At 54.4% G+C, this 17,536-nt stretch carries 15 protein-coding genes; 3 read left to right on the top strand and 12 right to left on the bottom strand.

Features of this window, described 5'->3' with window-relative positions; all coding sequences use genetic code 11:
* Positions 1-268: 268 nt before the first annotated feature.
* The 12 genes from ONB24_14020 to ONB24_14075 form a co-directional block, all read right to left on the bottom strand.
* Positions 269-982 (bottom strand): DUF1080 domain-containing protein, encoded by a 714-nt coding sequence (locus ONB24_14020; protein MDZ7317231.1) that lies wholly within the window; start codon positions 980-982, stop codon positions 269-271.
* Between the two features lie 11 nt (positions 983-993).
* Positions 994-1,299: a Dabb family protein gene (locus ONB24_14025; protein ID MDZ7317232.1), complete on the bottom strand. Its 306-nt coding sequence runs from the start codon at positions 1,297-1,299 to the stop codon at positions 994-996.
* A 14-nt stretch (positions 1,300-1,313) separates the two neighbouring features.
* Positions 1,314-1,814, bottom strand: a complete 501-nt coding sequence (locus ONB24_14030) for a very short patch repair endonuclease (GenBank protein MDZ7317233.1) — start codon at positions 1,812-1,814, stop codon at positions 1,314-1,316.
* Positions 1,815-1,830: 16 nt separating this feature from the next.
* Positions 1,831-2,703: an aldo/keto reductase gene (locus tag ONB24_14035; protein ID MDZ7317234.1), complete on the bottom strand. Its 873-nt coding sequence runs from the start codon at positions 2,701-2,703 to the stop codon at positions 1,831-1,833.
* A gap of 512 nt (positions 2,704-3,215) precedes the next feature.
* Positions 3,216-4,361: a hypothetical protein gene (locus ONB24_14040; protein MDZ7317235.1), complete on the bottom strand. Its 1,146-nt coding sequence runs from the start codon at positions 4,359-4,361 to the stop codon at positions 3,216-3,218.
* Positions 4,362-4,581: 220 nt separating this feature from the next.
* On the bottom strand, positions 4,582-6,702 hold the full coding sequence (locus ONB24_14045; protein ID MDZ7317236.1) for a cellulase family glycosylhydrolase: 2,121 nt from the start codon (positions 6,700-6,702) through the stop codon (positions 4,582-4,584).
* A 65-nt stretch (positions 6,703-6,767) separates the two neighbouring features.
* On the bottom strand, positions 6,768-8,432 hold the full coding sequence (gene cydC / locus ONB24_14050) for a thiol reductant ABC exporter subunit CydC (protein ID MDZ7317237.1): 1,665 nt from the start codon (positions 8,430-8,432) through the stop codon (positions 6,768-6,770).
* Entirely contained in the window at positions 8,429-10,141 is a 1,713-nt protein-coding gene (gene cydD / locus ONB24_14055) for a thiol reductant ABC exporter subunit CydD (protein ID MDZ7317238.1), read from the bottom strand. The genes cydC and cydD overlap by 4 nt, the downstream gene beginning before the upstream one ends.
* A 67-nt stretch (positions 10,142-10,208) precedes the next feature.
* A complete protein-coding gene (gene cydB / locus ONB24_14060) occupies positions 10,209-11,222 on the bottom strand; it encodes a cytochrome d ubiquinol oxidase subunit II (protein ID MDZ7317239.1) in 1,014 nt (337 codons plus the stop codon).
* A gap of 10 nt (positions 11,223-11,232) precedes the next feature.
* Positions 11,233-12,582 (bottom strand): cytochrome ubiquinol oxidase subunit I, encoded by a 1,350-nt coding sequence (locus tag ONB24_14065; GenBank protein MDZ7317240.1) that lies wholly within the window; start codon positions 12,580-12,582, stop codon positions 11,233-11,235.
* Between the two features lie 72 nt (positions 12,583-12,654).
* Positions 12,655-13,077 (bottom strand): DUF1648 domain-containing protein, encoded by a 423-nt coding sequence (locus ONB24_14070; protein ID MDZ7317241.1) that lies wholly within the window; start codon positions 13,075-13,077, stop codon positions 12,655-12,657.
* Positions 13,078-13,225: 148 nt separating this feature from the next.
* Positions 13,226-13,738, bottom strand: a complete 513-nt coding sequence (locus ONB24_14075) for a ferritin-like domain-containing protein (GenBank protein MDZ7317242.1) — start codon at positions 13,736-13,738, stop codon at positions 13,226-13,228.
* Positions 13,739-14,421: 683 nt separating this feature from the next.
* On the opposite strand from ONB24_14075, the gene ONB24_14080 reads away from it, so the two are divergent.
* The 3 genes from ONB24_14080 to ONB24_14090 all read left to right on the top strand — a co-directional run bounded on the left by ONB24_14080 (position 14,422) and on the right by ONB24_14090 (position 17,383).
* A complete protein-coding gene (locus ONB24_14080; GenBank protein MDZ7317243.1) occupies positions 14,422-15,120 on the top strand; it encodes an N-6 DNA methylase in 699 nt (232 codons plus the stop codon).
* 50 nt (positions 15,121-15,170) lie between these two features.
* Positions 15,171-15,518 carry a GxxExxY protein gene (locus ONB24_14085; protein MDZ7317244.1) on the top strand — a complete coding sequence of 116 codons (348 nt, stop codon included), beginning with the start codon at positions 15,171-15,173 and terminating at the stop codon, positions 15,516-15,518.
* A gap of 233 nt (positions 15,519-15,751) precedes the next feature.
* Positions 15,752-17,383 carry an Eco57I restriction-modification methylase domain-containing protein gene (locus ONB24_14090; protein MDZ7317245.1) on the top strand — a complete coding sequence of 544 codons (1,632 nt, stop codon included), beginning with the start codon at positions 15,752-15,754 and terminating at the stop codon, positions 17,381-17,383.
* Positions 17,384-17,536 lie beyond the last annotated feature (153 nt).

Consider the following 17,536-nt stretch of genomic DNA (forward strand, 5'->3'; position numbering starts at 1 on the left):
GATCCGATTTGTGAATTATTACAACACGGTCAAACCGCATGCTTCTCTTAACGGTTTGACCCCTATTGAAAAATTGATTGATTATTTTTATCCCGAACAACTATAAATAACGCTTGGATTTCTTACATTTAAATTCATAAATATCTCCTGAAAATGACTCCGCAACAGCGGTCTGAATCAATCAGGCGGCAGCTGTTCTCAGAAAGCGACTGGCTTGCCCGATAGTTTCAAGAGACTCGTCCGATTCCATCCCGGTTTTATGACGAGTTCAAAACGTGCGAATCTTGAGATTGCGAAACATGACCGTGCCGCCGTGGTCTTGTAATAATATGTGCCCTTTTTCCGCCTCTCCAAATAACCTATAATCTTTGAATTTGCTCTCGGCCACACGACGGCGGAATTCGTCGCTGCCGCGCTCGAATTCCAATACTTTTACCCCGTTCAGCCAATGCTCGACATACCGTCCCTGTGCAATGATACGCGAAGAGTTCCATTCCCCGAGCGGTTTGGGTTCAGAATTCTTGGCTTCGAGCAAATCATAGAGAGCTGCGGTGCGATGTTTTTCACCGACGATTGCCGCCTGGATGCCCTGCAGGAGCTGATACTCGAGGCCTATACCGGCACTGCCGCTCGACAACGCTTCGACGACAAAATACTTGACGCCGCTGTTGCCGCCGCGCGGCGTCATTCTCCACTCAAAGGCCAGCTCAAAGTTGCCGAACTGCTCGATCGACAAGAGATCGCCGGCCTCTTTGGCTGCATGACCTTCCGGGCGACATACGAGCACGCCGTCGATCACCTGCCAGGCATCCGGCGGCGTCGGGCGGTTCACCCCCCTCCAACCGTTCAGCGTTTCGCCGTCGAACAACGGCCGCCATTCGGCATCGGCCGGCGAACCGTTCTGTTCGTCCCTTTTTTGAGCCGTAAAACCGGTCGCTAAAAGCAGGGCAAGCGCCAAAGTCTGAATGCACAGGCAACGCATCAAAAGTCCACTTAAATCAGATCATAGATCGTCACTTTCAGCCAATAGCCGGAAAAAGTCTCGCGGAAACGATCGTGCACCGGATGATACTGGTAACGCTCGTGGCCTTCGGCATCGTCAAAGACGACGATCAGGCCATAGTCATAGGTGCGGTCGATGATCGGTCGATCGGTCGCTGCCGGCTTGCCGATGAACGCCTGCTTGACCGTTTCGATGTTCAGCAACGATTGGAGGCCTTCTTCAAAAGCACGGATCTGTTCCGGCGTCAGGTCGCGGCGCAGCCAGAAATAGACCGAATGGACAAAGAACTTTGACATGTTCATCCTCATTTTTAATTTTCCAAGGCATCGAATTTTTCGCGAAATTTGGCTTCGGCGACTTTCAGCAGCTCGCGTCTTCCCGGCAAGGCGTACGGCTTGGGGGCGGCAACGAGGTCGAGAATGGTTTCGGCAACGGACTGCGGCGAGCGCATCAGTTCGCATTCCCAAACCACATGGACGCGCCAGCCGGCGGCTTCGAGCGCTTCGCGCACCTGCGCGTCGCGTTGTTGGTTTTTGGCGAATTTGGCCAGCCAGCGCTCCCGGTTGCTGGAAGGCGTGGAAGCCCGGCGGCACCCCGGATGACGGTGCCAAAAACAGCCGTGCACGAAAATCGCCAGCCGATGACGAGGCAGCACCAGATCGGGTTTGCCGGGTAGATCATGCCGGTGCAGTCGAAAACGCACGCCGGCGCGATGCAGCAGCGAGCGAAGGAGGAACTCGGGCTTGGTGTCGCCGGAGCGCACGCGGCTCATGTTCCAGCGTCGTCGTTCCGGTGTCAAAGAATCGGTCATGGCGGCAGCGTCGCCTTCAGCCTTGTCGGATTCTTTGGATGCGGCGGACGGTGTCGTCGAATTCAGGCTGCGAGCCGAAGCCGATGGTCATCATGTCGACGGCGCCGCTATTGATGACGAACTGCAGCGAGCTTTCCCGCTGTTCTTCGGCGGTCGTCTTGCCGCCGCCGAAAATCTTCATACCGATCACCCCTTTGCCCTGTCGCCGCGCCTCCTTCAGCAGCTTTACCACGGTTTCGGGCTCGTAATCCATCAGCGTGCCGGTGTTGTTGATGCGCGCCAGCAGTACATCCGGCCAATCCGATTCGACGCCCGCTTTGAGCGCCCAGATGGAATGAAAAGAAGCGCCGCAGGCGCGTATGACGCCTTTGGCCTTCAGTTTGGACAGATCGTCCATCACCATGCGATACAGCTCTGTCCAATCCGGCTCGACCATGCAGTGCATCAGCACGATGTCGATCATGTCCACACCCAGCTCTTTGCGGAACCGATCGACGGCGTCTTGAGCGGTGGTAAAGTTGGCCCAGTCGCTGGGGCGGTTCCAAAGTTTGGTCATGATCGTCACTTTTTCCCGCGGAATATGGCGAAAGGCTTCCTTGAGAAAAGGATGCGAACCGTACGAATCGGCGGCGTCAAAGAAACGAACCCCGGAGTCAAAAGCGTGCTGCGCCAGATCGACAAAAGCCGTCATGCCCAAGCGGGTCTGCTTCGACTCGCGGTTACTGCCGTGTGTGCCGGTGCCGAAGGAAAGAAAGCTCGTTTGGATGCCGGTCTTGCCGAGTCGAATGGGGCCCAGGCCGTTCAAAGTTTCTTTGCCTAACAAGCCGGGCGAAAGCAACAGGCTTGCCGAGCCTGCCGCCGCTGTTTTAAGAAATTCACGCCGAAGCATATTAACCTCTATTAACAAATACAATCAAAGTTAACCGCTTTTTTCGATAGGCGGCTACACAGCTGCCGCAGAGGATCCGCTCCGAATTTTCCATTTTATTCGCCAGGATTATGTTTTTAACGAGCAGGTGCATGGGCCATTGTTCGGTACATCGGCTACATTGCGTCCAGTTTTCGGCGATGGCCTGTAGGCGCAGGCCGTGCAAACAAAGCCGTAGAAAGCAGGCTTTAGAACCAGAGAGCTCAAAAACAAAAGAGCAAAACAAATCAGGCTAACGTTGACGATGCCCTGCGAGGCGGCAAATAAGGCAAAGAGGGGCGATAAATTAAAAAACATAGGGAGAAAAAGAAAAGTCAGGATCAATGCTTTGCGCAGCTTTTGCCGCCTTGAAGACATGATCGGGCCTTTCAAATAGTTTCTTGCGCAAAGTAAGGCTTTTTCCTATGAGGATCAAGCAGAATTGGGGCGACGGTGGAGAGACGTGGTTACCGCCGCCCCGACCTACAGGTGAATTATTTCAGCAGAACGGCAGTTTTTACGTCAACCCGCCCGCCGGCAAAGAGTTCGTAAAAATAAACACCGGCCGGTAAATCGTCTGCATACCATGAGACAGTGTGCCGACCGGCCTCCAATTCGCCCTCCAGCAGGACGCGGCAGAGAGCACCGGTCAAATGAAAAACCGTCAGGCGGCAATAGAGCCGTTCAGGCAGGGTAAATGCAAAGGTCGTCGTCGGGTTGAACGGATTGGGGTAGTTTTGTTCGAGGCAGAACTCGGCAGGCGTCGTCGAAGTTTCTGCAATGGCGGTGACGGAGAGCAGCACTTTGGCGCCCATGGTCCCGTCTGCCCGACAGTCCTGCAGGCTATACTCGTAGCGGAAACCGGCTTCGACTCGGTCATCGACAAAGGTGTAGGTGTGGGCGCGGCCGGTCGTGCCGCGTCCGCGCAATTCCGGATGTGTCTCGAAAGAGGCGCGCCGCTCCCAGGCGCCGTCGTTCACCCTTCGGTCGAGGATAAAACCGAGGTTGTCGGTTTCGGTTTCGACTCTCCATGTCAGACAAATCACGCCTTGGTCGTAACGTCCGGTAAAGCTGGTCAGGGCGACCGGCAAGGCCTGATCAGTGTTGGGGGCGCCTTTGGTGGCCGCGATCGGCCCCGCCCAGGCAAAGTGGTTGTACTGTGTACCGTTCCCCTTGAGCTGCAGCGAAAAGCCGACCGGCGTGCTTTCATTCTCCGCCACGCCGATGTCGACGCTGATCCGCCCGGCAGCAGGGCCGTCGGCGGCTACGAAATCGCCCTCGTAGCTGATGAATTGAAGCACCGTGCCGTTGTAATCCAGGCACAGACCGTCCGGGTCGCCGTTTTGAATCCCTGACCTATCCAGATAGTAAAATGTAAAACCGTCTTGGGTAGTCCCAACGCTGAAAGAGCTCAGCTTGCTCGAAGCGTACTTTTTGCCGTCGCCGCCGTTATAGAACGTCAGGGTTACGGCGCTCAATTCGCCGAAAGAGGACGGTGCCGCGACTTCGACGAATTCGCCGACATCGCTGCCGGTGTTGTCGTAATGGAACTCGTTGATCCACACGTTCGGCGGATCCGCTTCGAGCCGTGAGGCAAGAAAAAACAGTCCGAGACAACAGAGCAGTCTTCCAGACCGCATGGTCCAGCCCTCCTTTTGAATGGGTGAGAATAATGTCTGAGGTGATTCCCCCTTGGAATTCCCCCGGCTGTCGATTCGATCGACAACTATTGAAAATTAAAAATCCGCCTGCAAAACGCAAGCGGATTTTTGAACGCCGATCATCTTTACGGCGGCGATTTGATAACGTAAAGCGTTTTTGTACAACCGCCGTAAGCCTGCAGTTTAAAGTATTCCTCGGCTATTTATAGCGCTGCAGCAACTCCAGCATCTTTCGATCGAGTTTGTGGCCGCGATAGTCTTCGTATTTTACATCTTTGCGGCCGCTGTCGAGAATGCCGAAGCTGCCGCGAAATTCCCACAAAGCCCAACCCAGTCCGGCCCATTTCATGGCCAGCAAGCGGTTCTCCATAAAGGCCAACGTCACGTTGTGCGGCGTTTTGTTGTAGACGCCCCATTCGCCCACATGCACGGGCACGCCGCTTTTCTTAAGATCAACCCACTGCTGAAGGAAACCGTTCAGCTTGTACCTGTCTTCAAAGCCTTTGGGAGCGCTGACCAGCAGCAGCGAGCCGTCGTTCTCCAGGCGAAACGTCGCCTGCGGCACACCCCAGTCGGCGATGCCGGGCTGGATGATTGCCTCCGCCGCGTCAGAGCCCGCAGGCGGCTCGAAGCGCAGCTCGGTCCACGTCATCCAATCGCCGTCCAAAACACGAAAAGAAATTTCTTCACTGCTTTTCGGCAGCGTAAACGAATAATCGCGATCGTAAATATTCTGATAGACGTTCCACTCCGGCCGATAGATAACCTCTTTCCACTCTCCGGTACCGGGACCCGGTTGAAAAACCTTTTGATAGACCTGTTCTTTGCCGAGATAAGCGCGAAAATCTGCTTTGTAGGAAACCTGCAGTACATGGATCGTTACGACCGTGCCGGCCGGAAATGTGCCTCTAATAACCAAGGGTGTGTTCCACGGCGATTTGCCAAAGCCGTAGAAATAGTTGGAGACCAACGTCGGCGGCCAAGTGGGCACAGGCCACGAATCCGCACCGCTGATCCATTCCGCTTTGTAATGGGTAATCTGCATTGGGTTGTAAAAGTGCGGCGACATCACCACGTTATAGGCTAGGATAGGATCGGTGCGGGCGTTGCCGTAATCCACGGCATCCGAGATGATGATGCGGTCGGGCGAAACGGCGCGGATCGCCTCGATGGCCGGCGCCACGGCCTTGACGTAATCCGCTGCAGAGACGTTGCCAGGTTCGTTGACCAGATTAAAGCTCAACGCCTCGCGCGGCACGTTGCGGTAGCGCTCGGCAAACATGCGCCAATGCGCCGCAAACGCCTGCTGGGCTGATGCGTTGGTCCAGAGGCTGACGTTTTGATTGGCCGGCAGCGGCGTCGAAGGCGGGTTGACGCAATAGCCCGGCGCCCGATGCAGATTGATGCACACATGAATGCCGTACTTTTGACCCCATTGGACAGCCCGATCGATCTGCTGCAGCTTGGCTTCAATGAACGAGTTCCAGTCGCCGGTTTTGGTATAGATGCGATAATCGATCGGCAGACGGACGAAATTAAAGCCGAACTCGGAAATCATTTGGAAATCGGACTCGTAGTAACCGTCATTACTCCACTCATACGTAAAAAAGCCGAGCAGATTGAAGCCGTGCCAATTCGAGGTGAAATCGGCCGGCGGCTGCGGCGGCAGCATGGAAAATTGGATGAATGTATCGCCGATTATGGTCCGCTCAACAGTCGTGCTGACGTAACCTTTGGCAAAAGCGGTAAAACGATATTGGTCCGCTGCCGTCTTGCGCAGCGGCATAACGGCCTCGCCTCCGCCGATGCGGCTTAAAGTAACAGCCCCGCCCATAGCCGGTCCGGTCTTGAGCATCTTGATGGTCTGTCTTTCTTTGGCAGATTCTACCGCAAGGAAATAGACGCCGCGGGGCAAACACTCGGCCTCGAGCTGAAAGCGGTTGCCGCCCGGCAGTACGGCCTGATGACCGCTCATGACCTGCTGTCCCAAGACATTGTACAATCGAAAGGTTACCCAACCTTCTTCGGGATGCAGCACGGTAATCACGGTGCTTTTTTCAAAGCCGTTGGGGTAGTTGGGCAGCAGGGCAAATCGAGTCGGCACCCCTTCCGGCGAAAAGACGTTCGTCCATGTATCCACATTGAATGCGGTCACGCCGACGAGCGTTGTATCGCGGCCGGAGGTCAAATTTTCGACGCGGACGCTGTCGAGCGTTACCTGTTCGTAAGTGACGGGATTGACGGCGCTGAACGTCACCACCGCGGCCGGCAAAGCCGCCGAAAGGCTTAAAAAAATAACCGCTGTTTTTAACATCGACATATTGACCTCTTTCTGTTGACTGCGCTTCTTGCTCCAATATAGAAAACCATCGAAAAACATCCAAGTCACACAACATCGCGCGAAGAAAAGATCGGCTCCGGCATGGTGAAAACGCGAAAGTAATTTCGCACCCAGCTCGGAAGACGGTGGGTCATGATGATGACGGTTTTGTCCGGCGGTAAGGAGGCAAAAGTATGCCAGAGCGCAGCTTCCGTCTCGACATCGACATCAGCTGTCGGTTCATCGAAAATGAGGATCGGCGCCTCTTTGAGCAGTGCGCGGGCTACGGCCAACCGCCGCCGTTCGCCGCCGGACACCAGTAGTCCGCCTTCACCGACGGCGGTCTCGTAGCCGTGCGGCAGAGCGGCGATCCACGGCGCCAACTGCGCCGCCTCACAAACTCGGTCCATCTCTTCCTCGCTCGCCGTCGGCTTGGCAATCAGCAGATTTTCGCGAATCGTGCCGCTGAACAAAAAGACTTGCTGCGGCGATACGGCCATCCACTCCGAAAGCTGCCGCTGCGAAAAGCGCTCGATCGGCACCCCGCCCAGCCGAATCTTCCCCGCTTCAACCTCATAGAAGCGATGAAGGAGATGGATCAGTGTGGACTTGCCTGCGCCGTTGGCGCCGAGAATGACGAGACGATCGCCCTGCGGCACCTGCAGGGAAAAATCGGTCAACACCGCCGGCTGGTCAGGCGCATAGCGGAACGTTACCTGTTCGAAAGACAGCGAAAAATCGATAGGCGCGGGCGCGTCGGGCGGATCGTACGGAGTCGGGGCTTGGATGATCCTCAGCAAACGCTCCGCGGCACGGTCGATTTCCTTCAGGTGCAGAGCGGCAAGCGGCAGCGGCGTAATTGCTTCAAAAGCGGCGAGAACGGCAAGAATCAGGACCGCCAGAGTGACACCGCTTGTTTCGCCGGCGTTGACCAACGGCCCGACCGTCGAAAACAAGACGAGCACCGCAAGGCTCATCAACAGGCCGATCATAGTCTCGTGCAGCGCCAAACTGGATTTCTGTTTTTGCTTCAACCGAACCAAATCGTCATAAAAGCTGCCGAGCCGGGCAAAGTGATCGTCTGCGCGGCCAAAGAGCAGCAGATCCGAGAGGCCCTGGAGGCCGTCCAGCGCCGTGACGGCGAGCTGCGCTTCCAGCTCTCTGAGGCGTGCGCCGATGCCGCGCAAGGATCGTAACGTCAGCCACGGGATCAGCGTCATGGCGAGGGTCATCGCCGCAAAGACGCCCGTTGCCGCCTGAACCGAAACAACGGCAATGATTCCGGCGGTCAGCAAAGAGACGAGCGCCGCGACAATCGGCGGCGCCAAAAGGCGGACATAAAAATTCTGCAGCGCTTCGACGTCGCCGACTGAGCGGGAGAGGAGATCGCCGCTTCGCCATTCGGCTGTGCGGCCGGGTGCAAGCGGTTCGACGGCTTGGAAAAACCACAGGCGGAACTGCGCCAATAAGCGCAGAGCGACGTTGTGGGAGAGCAGTCGTTCCAAATAGCGCAGCACCGCCCGACTGATGCCGAAAAAGCGCACGCCAACCACGGCCGTCTGCAGCTCGGCCACCGAGGGATGCAGAGCTGCGCGGGCAATGAGATAGGCCGAAGTCATCATCAAGCCCATGCCGCTGCCGATTGCGGCGAAACTCAAGAAAACGGCAAGCGCCATGATCGAACGATAAGGCCGCAGCAGGCGGAAAAGAAAAGCCAGACGCTCCCTCATGCCGCCGCCTCCGTCTGCAAAAACGCGGCGTATCGTCCGCCGCGCCGCAAAAGCTCGTCATGCGAACCGCTTTCCACCACCTTGCCGTTTTCGATAAAGAGGATCCGATCACACGCTGCGGCGGTCTGCAGGTGATGCGCGATGATCAGCACCGTCGGCTCGAGTTCGGATAGAACCAAACGGATGACCGCTTCGCTCTCGCGGTCCAAAAAACCTGTAGGTTCATCCAATAAAACAAGCGGCGCCTGCCTGAGAAAGGCCCTCGCCAACGCCACGCGCCGCGCCTGCCCTCCGCTCAACCGGCAGCCGCCTTCGCCGACCGGCGTCGCATAGCCGTGCGGCAGGCCCTGTAGAACGGCGTGAAGGCCGGCTTTTTTAGCCGCTTCTTCGATTTCAGATTGATCGGCATCCATTTTGGCCACGCGGATATTTTCGGCGACGGAGGCGTGAAACAGAAAGGGCTGCTGCGGCAACCAGGCGATTTGCCGGCGCCAAGCCTCGACATCGATCTCATTTAGCGGCGTCTCGTTAATTCGAATGACCCCAGAGTCAGGTTCGGCAAAGCGCAAAAGCAGAGCAAAAACGGTGCTTTTTCCCGCGCCGCTCGGGCCGACAAGCGCCACGCGCTCACCGGCCGTAATTTCAAAAGAAAGTTCCTGAACAGCCGGTATAGCGCCCTCAGAATAAGCAAAGGAAACGTCTTCGAAGCGCAGTGACCGCAACGGTTCGACTTTTGTGCACCGACCCGAAAGGACGAACGGCGGGACCTCCAACAGTTGAAAGATGCGCTGCGCCGCCGTAAACCCTTCCATGCCGGCGTGGAAGCGGACTCCCAATTGGCGCAGGGGTTGATAGAACTCCGGCGCCACGATTAGAATAAAAAAAGCCTGAACAAAAGAGATGCGATCGTACAAAAGCCGCAGACCGATCTGCACGGCGATGAGGGCGATACCGAGCATCGAAAGCAGTTCCAGCGCCAAAGCCGAGAGAAACGCGACGCGCATGACCCGCAGGGTGATGTGCCGGTACGATTCGGTGACGCGGCGAATCTTGGCCGCAAAGTCACCGGCGCGAAAAAGTTTGATCGTGAGAATGCCCTGCAGGGTCTCGGCAAAAAAGGCGTTGAGGCGGCTCAAGAGTCGCCACTGCCGACGCGTCATCCCCTGCGCGACATCGCCGATCAGGATCATAAAAAACGGAATGAGCGGCGCGGTAGCGAGGAGAATCAACGCCGAAAGCCGATCGAGAGGAAACACAAAGACAAGAATGAGCAGCGGCAATAGAGCGGCCAAAAACAGCTGCGGGAGATACTCGCTGAAATAGGCATCCAGCTTTTCGATGCCTTCGATCAGCGTATTCTTGAGCTCTCCGACCTGTTGAGTGCGTACAAAGAGGGGTCCCAGCCGCACCAGATGGTCAACAAGCCGGCGATGCAGCTTACGTTTGATGTCGGCGGCCAAAGCGGCCGCCGAGGAGCGTCCTCCCCATAGACTCAACCACCGGACTAGGGCGGCGATTGCAAAAGTCGTAAGCAGCGGCCGAATTTGCGTCCAAGTTTTGCCGCCGAGAAACAGGCCGTCGACGGCAAAGCTGAGCGTTTCGGCCTGCAGGATCACCGCCAGGCCGCTGACAACAAACAGGGTCAATGAGGCGGCAAGCAGGCGGCGCTGCGCAAAAAAATAGGCGAGCAATCGCTTATCGAGATTCATAGCCTGCCGGATTTATCCATCCATCGGCAGACGTGGCGGCATCTTGAACCTCAGCTTGCGGCACCCTTCAATACTCCAGCTCGTCGGCATGTTCGATGCGCTTGCGAAAGACCCAAAAATTCCAAGCCTGATAAGCGAGCACGATCGGCAAAAAAATGAGCGCCACAACGCTCATCACTTTGAGGGTATAGGGGGTAGAAGATGCCGTGTAAGCGGTCAGGCTCCACTCGGCATTTAGACTGGAGACCATGACGCGCGGATAAAGGCCCAGAAAAACCGTCAATACAAAGGCGACGACGGCAATACCGTTCAAGGCAAAGGCAAAACCCGTCCGCTTTTTGAGCAGCAACAGACCTGCCGCCGACAGAGCCGCCAAGCCGGCTGCGGCCGTGAAGAGAGGCGCAGAGGTTGGGCGCTTGAAAAGATCCGTGACCAAGTAACCCGCAGTATTAAATAGGACGAAAAACAGCAGCGCCGCGATCCAGAGGTAAAGAGCGCTGCTTTCGGCTTTTTTGCGGATTTCCCCGTCGGTTTTCAGCGACAGGAAGAGGGCACCGTTGAAGGTGAAAAGCGCCAAACTGGTCAAGCCGCCGAGCAGAGCAAAGGGCGGCAAAAGATCGAAAAAGCCGCCGACATAGTTCATCCGGTCGTCGATCGGAACGCCGTAGATCAGGTCGGCCAAAACCACTCCCCACAGGAGCGCCGGCAGCAGGCTGCCGAAAAAGAAAGCGCCGTCCCAAAACTTTCGCCAGCGGGTATCCTCGACCTTGCTGCGAAACTCGAACGCTACGCCGCGAAAAATCAACGCCAACAAAAGCAGCACCAGCGCCGGATAAAAGCCGCTGAACAACGTGGCGTACCAATGCGGGAAAGCGGCGAACATCGCCCCGCCGGCGGTGATAATCCATACTTCGTTGCCGTCCCAAAACGGTCCGATGCTGTTCATCAGCATGCGACGGCTGCGGTCATCCTTGGCTAAAAAGAGGTGCAGAACGCCGACGCCGTAATCAAAGCCTTCAAGGAAAAAGAAGCCGGAGAAAAGGACGGCGATCAGCGTGAACCAAATGGTATTCAGATCCATGGCTCCCTCCCTATTCCTGATGTTTGAAATGGGTACCGGCGACGGCAAATTTGCGCAGGAGATAGACGTCGACGACCATCAAAGCGCCGTAGACGACGACAAAGAGGATGAGCGAAAAGGTGACCCAGCCGGCGGAAACGGTGGGCGATACGGCATCCTCGACGCGCATGATTCCGAAAACCGTCCACGGTTGTCTGCCCACTTCGGTCAATATCCAACCGGTGGTGTTGGCCAGATAGGGTAAAGGGATGGCCCACACGAGCAGACGCAGAGCTTTGGACGGGTAGTTCAGATCGGTGCGGATCCAGCCGAACGCCAAATACGCGGCAACCAGGGCCATCAGCAGGCCGGCGCCGACCATGATGCGAAACGACCAATAACAAACGGCAACCGGCGGCACATAATTGCCTGGACCGTAAAGCTCCTCATAGCGCTTTTGCACATCATTGACGCCCTCCACTCTGCCGGAGAGCCGATTCAATGCCAACAGGCTGAGCAGACGCGGAATCTTGACGGCAAAAATGTCGCGGCGATTCTTTTCATCGAACAGGCTGAAAAGAGACAAAGGCGCCGGATCCTGCCCTTCCCACAACGCTTCGGCGGCGGCCATTTTCATGGGCTGCACGCGCGTCATGTGCTGCGCCTGGGTGTGTCCGTTCAGCACGACCGCCACTGTGCCGATGACGGCGGCCGCAATGCCGATTTTCATCGATCGCCGCCAAACCGACGCATCCGCACTTTTTTTCCAAAGATGATATGCCGAAATACCGATGACGAAAAAGGCCGCGGTCGTCAATGCAGAAAAAAAGACATGCGGAAACTGCACCCATACATGCGGATTCTTGACCAGCGCCCAAAAATCGGTCATCTCGGCACGGCCGTTGCGGATGACGAATCCGACCGGCTCGTGCATGAAAGAATTTGCCACCAGGATCCAAAAGGCGGAAAGATTCGTACCCAAGGCGACCAACCAAATAACCACCGCATGCTGGACCTTCGGAAGCCGCTTCCAACCGAAGACCCAAATTCCAAGAAAAGTCGATTCGAGGAAAAAGGCCAGCAGAGCTTCGACGGCCAGCGGGGCACCGAAAATATCGCCGACAAAGCGCGAATATTCCGACCAGTTCATGCCGAACTGAAATTCCTGCACAATGCCGGTCACCACGCCCATGGCAAAATTGATGAGAAAAAGCCTGCCCCAAAATTTGGTCATTCGCTTATAGGCTTCATCGCCCGTTTTGACATACATTGTCTCCATGGCGGCAACCAGGATCGACAGACCGAGCGTAAGCGGAACGAAAAAAAAGTGGTAGACCGTGGTAGTGGCAAACTGCAGTCGCGCCGCCGTTAAGGCGCTCATAATTCCTCCGTTTCAATTGATTTGATCAAAAGAGGAATTTAGAATTTTTATAATACAAGACAACCTTTTTGCTTAGCGATTGCGAAAAGCCGAATAAAAGTAGACCATGGCAGGCAAAAAGATCAATGTGCAGGATAAAGCAATGAGAGTACCGGGTTTGTTTAAAAGGGTTTGCAAACCGAGAGCAGCAGACAAGGTCATCCATTGCAGCAGGAGGAACAGAAAAAGCATGGACGCTTTGATTACCCGCAGAAAGGTGCGCGCCAGATCATACTGACGCTGTGCATTTTCGGGCGTGACGCGGACGGGAAAGTTCATCAAATTCGGGAAACGGTGCGCGAAAGACAGGAGGACAAAAAGAACGAAAGCCGTTGCCGGAAGCAGCCAGACGCTTTCTTTGCTCCCCCAGCCGTTGATTTGGCCGCGATTGTCGAAATGAGTGGGAATCCGCGACGGCAACCGCGGATAGTAACGACCGGTGATATAGAACATCATTAGAAGGAAAAACCAGGAAAGCAGATCGGAGACTTCTTCGAGCGCCGTTTTGGGACGACGAATGTCGATGGCGCTCAGAGCCTCGGACCTGCTTTGCCGTAGTTTATTTATAAAGTTAAGGGACGTAATCCCAACCCTCCCATGGCGGCTACAGCCGCAGCTTGCGGAAATCTTCCTTCATCCGTTCGATGTCGTTCAACCAATCCTCTATGTCCTGCTCGTGCTCCAGCTCTTCGTTGAGGATGGTGGTCGCCATCTGGTGCGTCGTGTGGTCCTTGCCGTTGGTAAAATCGGCGATCTGCTTGTAGCGCTGTATGGCGCACCTTTCGCCGCGCAGGTTCTGTTCCAAAACAACCTCGATATAGGGATCGGTCGGCGCTTCGTACTCGCATTTGGAGAGCTTCATCCAGTCGGCGGGATTCAGCACCGGCGTGCCGCCCAACTGGATGATGCGGTTGACAAGCAGTACGGCATGGTTGAGTTCCTGATCCGCGTGCAGCAAAAGCTCCGGCTCGACTTCGCTGCGCATCGGCCCTTCCATCACCCGCGCACCGATCCAATATTGATAGTAAGCCAGCCACTCCTCGCTCAACGCCTCATTGAGCATGCCGACCAGCTTGTCGACATCGACTCTAAGTATTTCGAGACCTTTTTTGCCCATTTTGCCTCCTCGATCTTGTGCACAAATTTCGATGCTCATAAAGATAGACAACAGGTTTGAAAGCAGCAAGCATTTTATTTAGACGTTGGTCGGCGAATATTTCACACAAGCAAAAGGACTTACGGCTAGGAAGCTTTTAAATGGGGTGCAGCATGAAATTTCTGCCGAAAGGCTTTAATTATTATCGGGAATTCCGATCGTCAATTCTTTCCGCACCTTACTTCCATCTCGATTATTCTTAATTGAGATGCAAAGAAATAATTTGCAGAGCAGACTTAAAAAAGTGCCAACAATCGGCTTTACTTGGATTGATAAAAACAAAATGGACTGATACATGGAAAATGCAATTGCTAAATTATTTTAATTTCATTAATGTTTGAAAAGATGGTTCCTCTCGGGCAGAATTGAGCAATAGTGTTCGACTCGTCAATAGTACGCCTGTCGTATATCTTTTTATAGAGCATTCGATCTTCAAGCACTGTTGATTTAAAAAGGTGCTACGTTGAGTATCGACCGACCGTGATTGAGGAAGGATTTATAAAGCCTGATCTCTTGATCGGCGCCTGATACAGCAGAGGCATCACTTGATTGGAATCAATCGGCAAGAATGAGTGAAAACAGTCACGCATGGACGGCGTCATCGGCCGTGCCGTTAAATTGATCGCCAAACTCATATCTTTCCCATGGCTTCCACAATAAAATCCAAACACCGTGTAGCCGAGTACGGCGAAGTACTCACCCCCGAGCACATCGTCGATGCCATGCTGGACCTTGTCAAGCAGGAAACCGAGCGGATCGACTCGCGTTTCCTCGAACCCGCCTGCGGCACGGGCAACTTTTTGATTGAAATCCTGCGGCGCAAACTCCGGGTGGTGGAAAAGCGTTACCGCAAAAGTCAACTCGACTATGAGCGGTACGCCGTTTCGGCCGTCTCATCCCTCTACGGCATTGACATTCTGTCCGATAATGTCGCGGAATGCCGGGATCGCCTCTTCCATACTTTTGATGCAGCCTACACGGCCCTTTTCGGCGAGAAAACCAAGGTCACCTGCCGCGAAACGGTGCGCTTTATTCTTCAATGCAACATTATCCACGGCGATGCGCTGACGCTCAAGACGGTCGGCGAAAACCCGCAGCCGATTATCTTTTCCGAATGGTCGCTGGTCAACGGCAGCCTGCTCAAACGCCGGGATTTCGCTTTCCACGAGTTGGTCCACCATGCGTCTATGCGGGAGCTGCCCCTCTTTTCGGATCAAGGGGAAGAAGTATTCATCCCCGAACCGATCAAAGAGTACCCGCCGGTTCACTTTTTGGAGTTAAGTCGGCGAATGGACATGAATCAGCGAAATGAGGCAGAGGAAAACGCTGATGAACGCGAATGAACGCGAATTGCTGTTTAAAGAGGAAGTATATGCCCCTTGTCGGGGCGGCAATGGAAGTAGCCGATGAGCTCGGTAGCGGCTTCTTGAAAGGGGTGTATCAAGAGGCGCCGGCTATCGAATTCAAAGAGAGAGGAATCCCTTTTTCGGCACAGCCGGCGGTCGAGATTGTTTACAAGGGTCACAGGCTGACCAAGGAGTATTTTCCAGATTTTATCTGCTTTGACCGGATCGTGGTAGAAATCATGGCGATCAAACAATTGACGTCAGTCGAAGAGGCACAATTACTGAATTATTTAAAGGCGTCGGGAAAGCCCGTCGGCGTGCTGCTCAACTTTGGTGCGCCCAGGCTGGAATGGAACCGCATGGTAAGGTCAATGTGCCGCGAAGGAGATGAATAATGAAACCGCTAATAAACGCGAATGCACACGAATTTAAAAATTGGAAAAATTTTTATTCGCGTTCATTCGCGTGCATTAGCGGAAAGAAATTAAAACCCAAACGAGCTTTGGCGGGCGGCTAATCAAATGCCTGACCTCTTGCCACAAATGATGATAAAGTTTGTTTGTGCGATACTTCTCTCGGCTGCGTTCTAAAAGCAATACAAACGTATGATAATTTTTAGGATCCGCCAATGAAAAGAATAGTGAAACCGCCAATGAACGCGAATGCATGCGAATCCGATAATCAACCCATATCTTATCCTAGCGTCCATTCGCGTTCCTTCGCGGACAGAAATTATAACCCCGACGTGCTTTCTTGCCTGGCAAACCTCTCCAGTGACGAGGTTTTCACTCCGCCGCAGGTGGCCAACCAGATGCTCGACCTCTTACCACCTGACCTGTGGCGCGACCCCAATGCGCGCTTTCTCGACCCGTGTTGCAAATCGGGCGTGTTTTTGCGCGAAATCGCCCGGCGACTCGATAAGGGATTGGAAGACAAAATCCCTGACCGGCAGGAACGCATCAACCACATCATGACCCGCCAAGTCTTCGGCATCGCCATCACCGAGTTGACCGGGCTGATGGCGCGCCGCTCGCTCTACTGCTCCAAAACCGCCAACGGCAAGTATTCGGTCTGCACTGCGTTCAATTCACCCGAAGGCAACATTCGCTACCGGCGTGTTGAACATACATGGGAAAATGGTCGCTGTACTTTTTGCGGGGCAAGCGAGCGAAACTACGACCGTGGCCCGGAGCTGGAAACCCACGCTTATGAGTTTATCCATACCGAACAACCGGAGGAGATATTCAATATGAAATTCGATGTGATCATCGGCAATCCGCCGTATCAACTCAGTGATGGGGGCTTTGGGCGGAGTGCCTCGCCGATTTATAACAAGTTCGTGCATCAGGCAAAAAAACTCAATCCTCGGTATTTAACGATGATTATTCCTTCCCGCTGGTTTGCAGGAGGTAAAGGACTGGATAGTTTTCGCGAAGAAATGCTCCATGATGACCGGATTCATCAACTCGTGGATTTTGAAAACGCTGGCGAGGTGTTCCCGGGCGTGGACATTGCCGGTGGGGTGTGCTACTTCTTGTGGGAACGGGATTACCATGGACCCTGCGAGATCACCAATATCAAACAGGGAGAACAGACGACATCGCTTAGGAAACTTGATGAATTCCCCACACTGATTCGCCACGGCAAAGCGGTCTCCATTGTGCGAAAGGTGTTAGCCAAACGGGAACGGCCCATGAGTGAACAAGTGTCTGCAAGTAAACCCTTTGGTTTAAGGACATTTGTCCGTCCGAAAGAATCCGGGGATCTCATTTTGCGCTGGCAAAATGGCGAGGGACCTTATCCGCGCGGCGAAATTACCGTAGGGGTGGAATTAATTGACAAGTGGAAGGTGATTACGTCCTATGTAGGTTACGACCACGCTGGGAACCCCGGGCCAGATGGAAAAAGGCGAGTTTTCTCCAAAATAGACATTTTACCACCGGGAACAATCTGCACAGAAACCTATTTGGTGATTGGGGCCTACACCAAAAAACAAGAGGCTCAGAACCTGATCAGCTACATGAAAACAAAGTTTTTCCGATTTCTGGTGGCTCAGTTCATGTATTCTCATCATATCACAAAAGAATCATACGCCTTTGTCCCCATCCAGGATTTCTCCAAGCCCTGGACCGACGAAGAACTCTATGCCAAATACGGCCTGACTGCTGACGAAATCGCCTTTATCGAGCAGATGATCCGCCCCATGCCCGCCGCGGGTGAACAGGAAGTTCCTCCGAGGGAGGAAGACGATGAGGAATAAGGAGGCGCAACACTAACCAGGAGGTAAGATATGGAAAACGCAAAAGATGAAAAATCCGGTATAAATTGGGATAAACCACATATTCTCTATATCGCTAATGAAATGGACTACCCCGATTCTCCCGATCCAAAAGTGTTACGCCAAAAAATCGAA

It is taken from the genome of candidate division KSB1 bacterium, from assembly GCA_034505495.1.
In the GTDB taxonomy this organism is placed as follows: Bacteria; Zhuqueibacterota; Zhuqueibacteria; order Residuimicrobiales; family Krinioviventaceae; genus Fontimicrobium_A.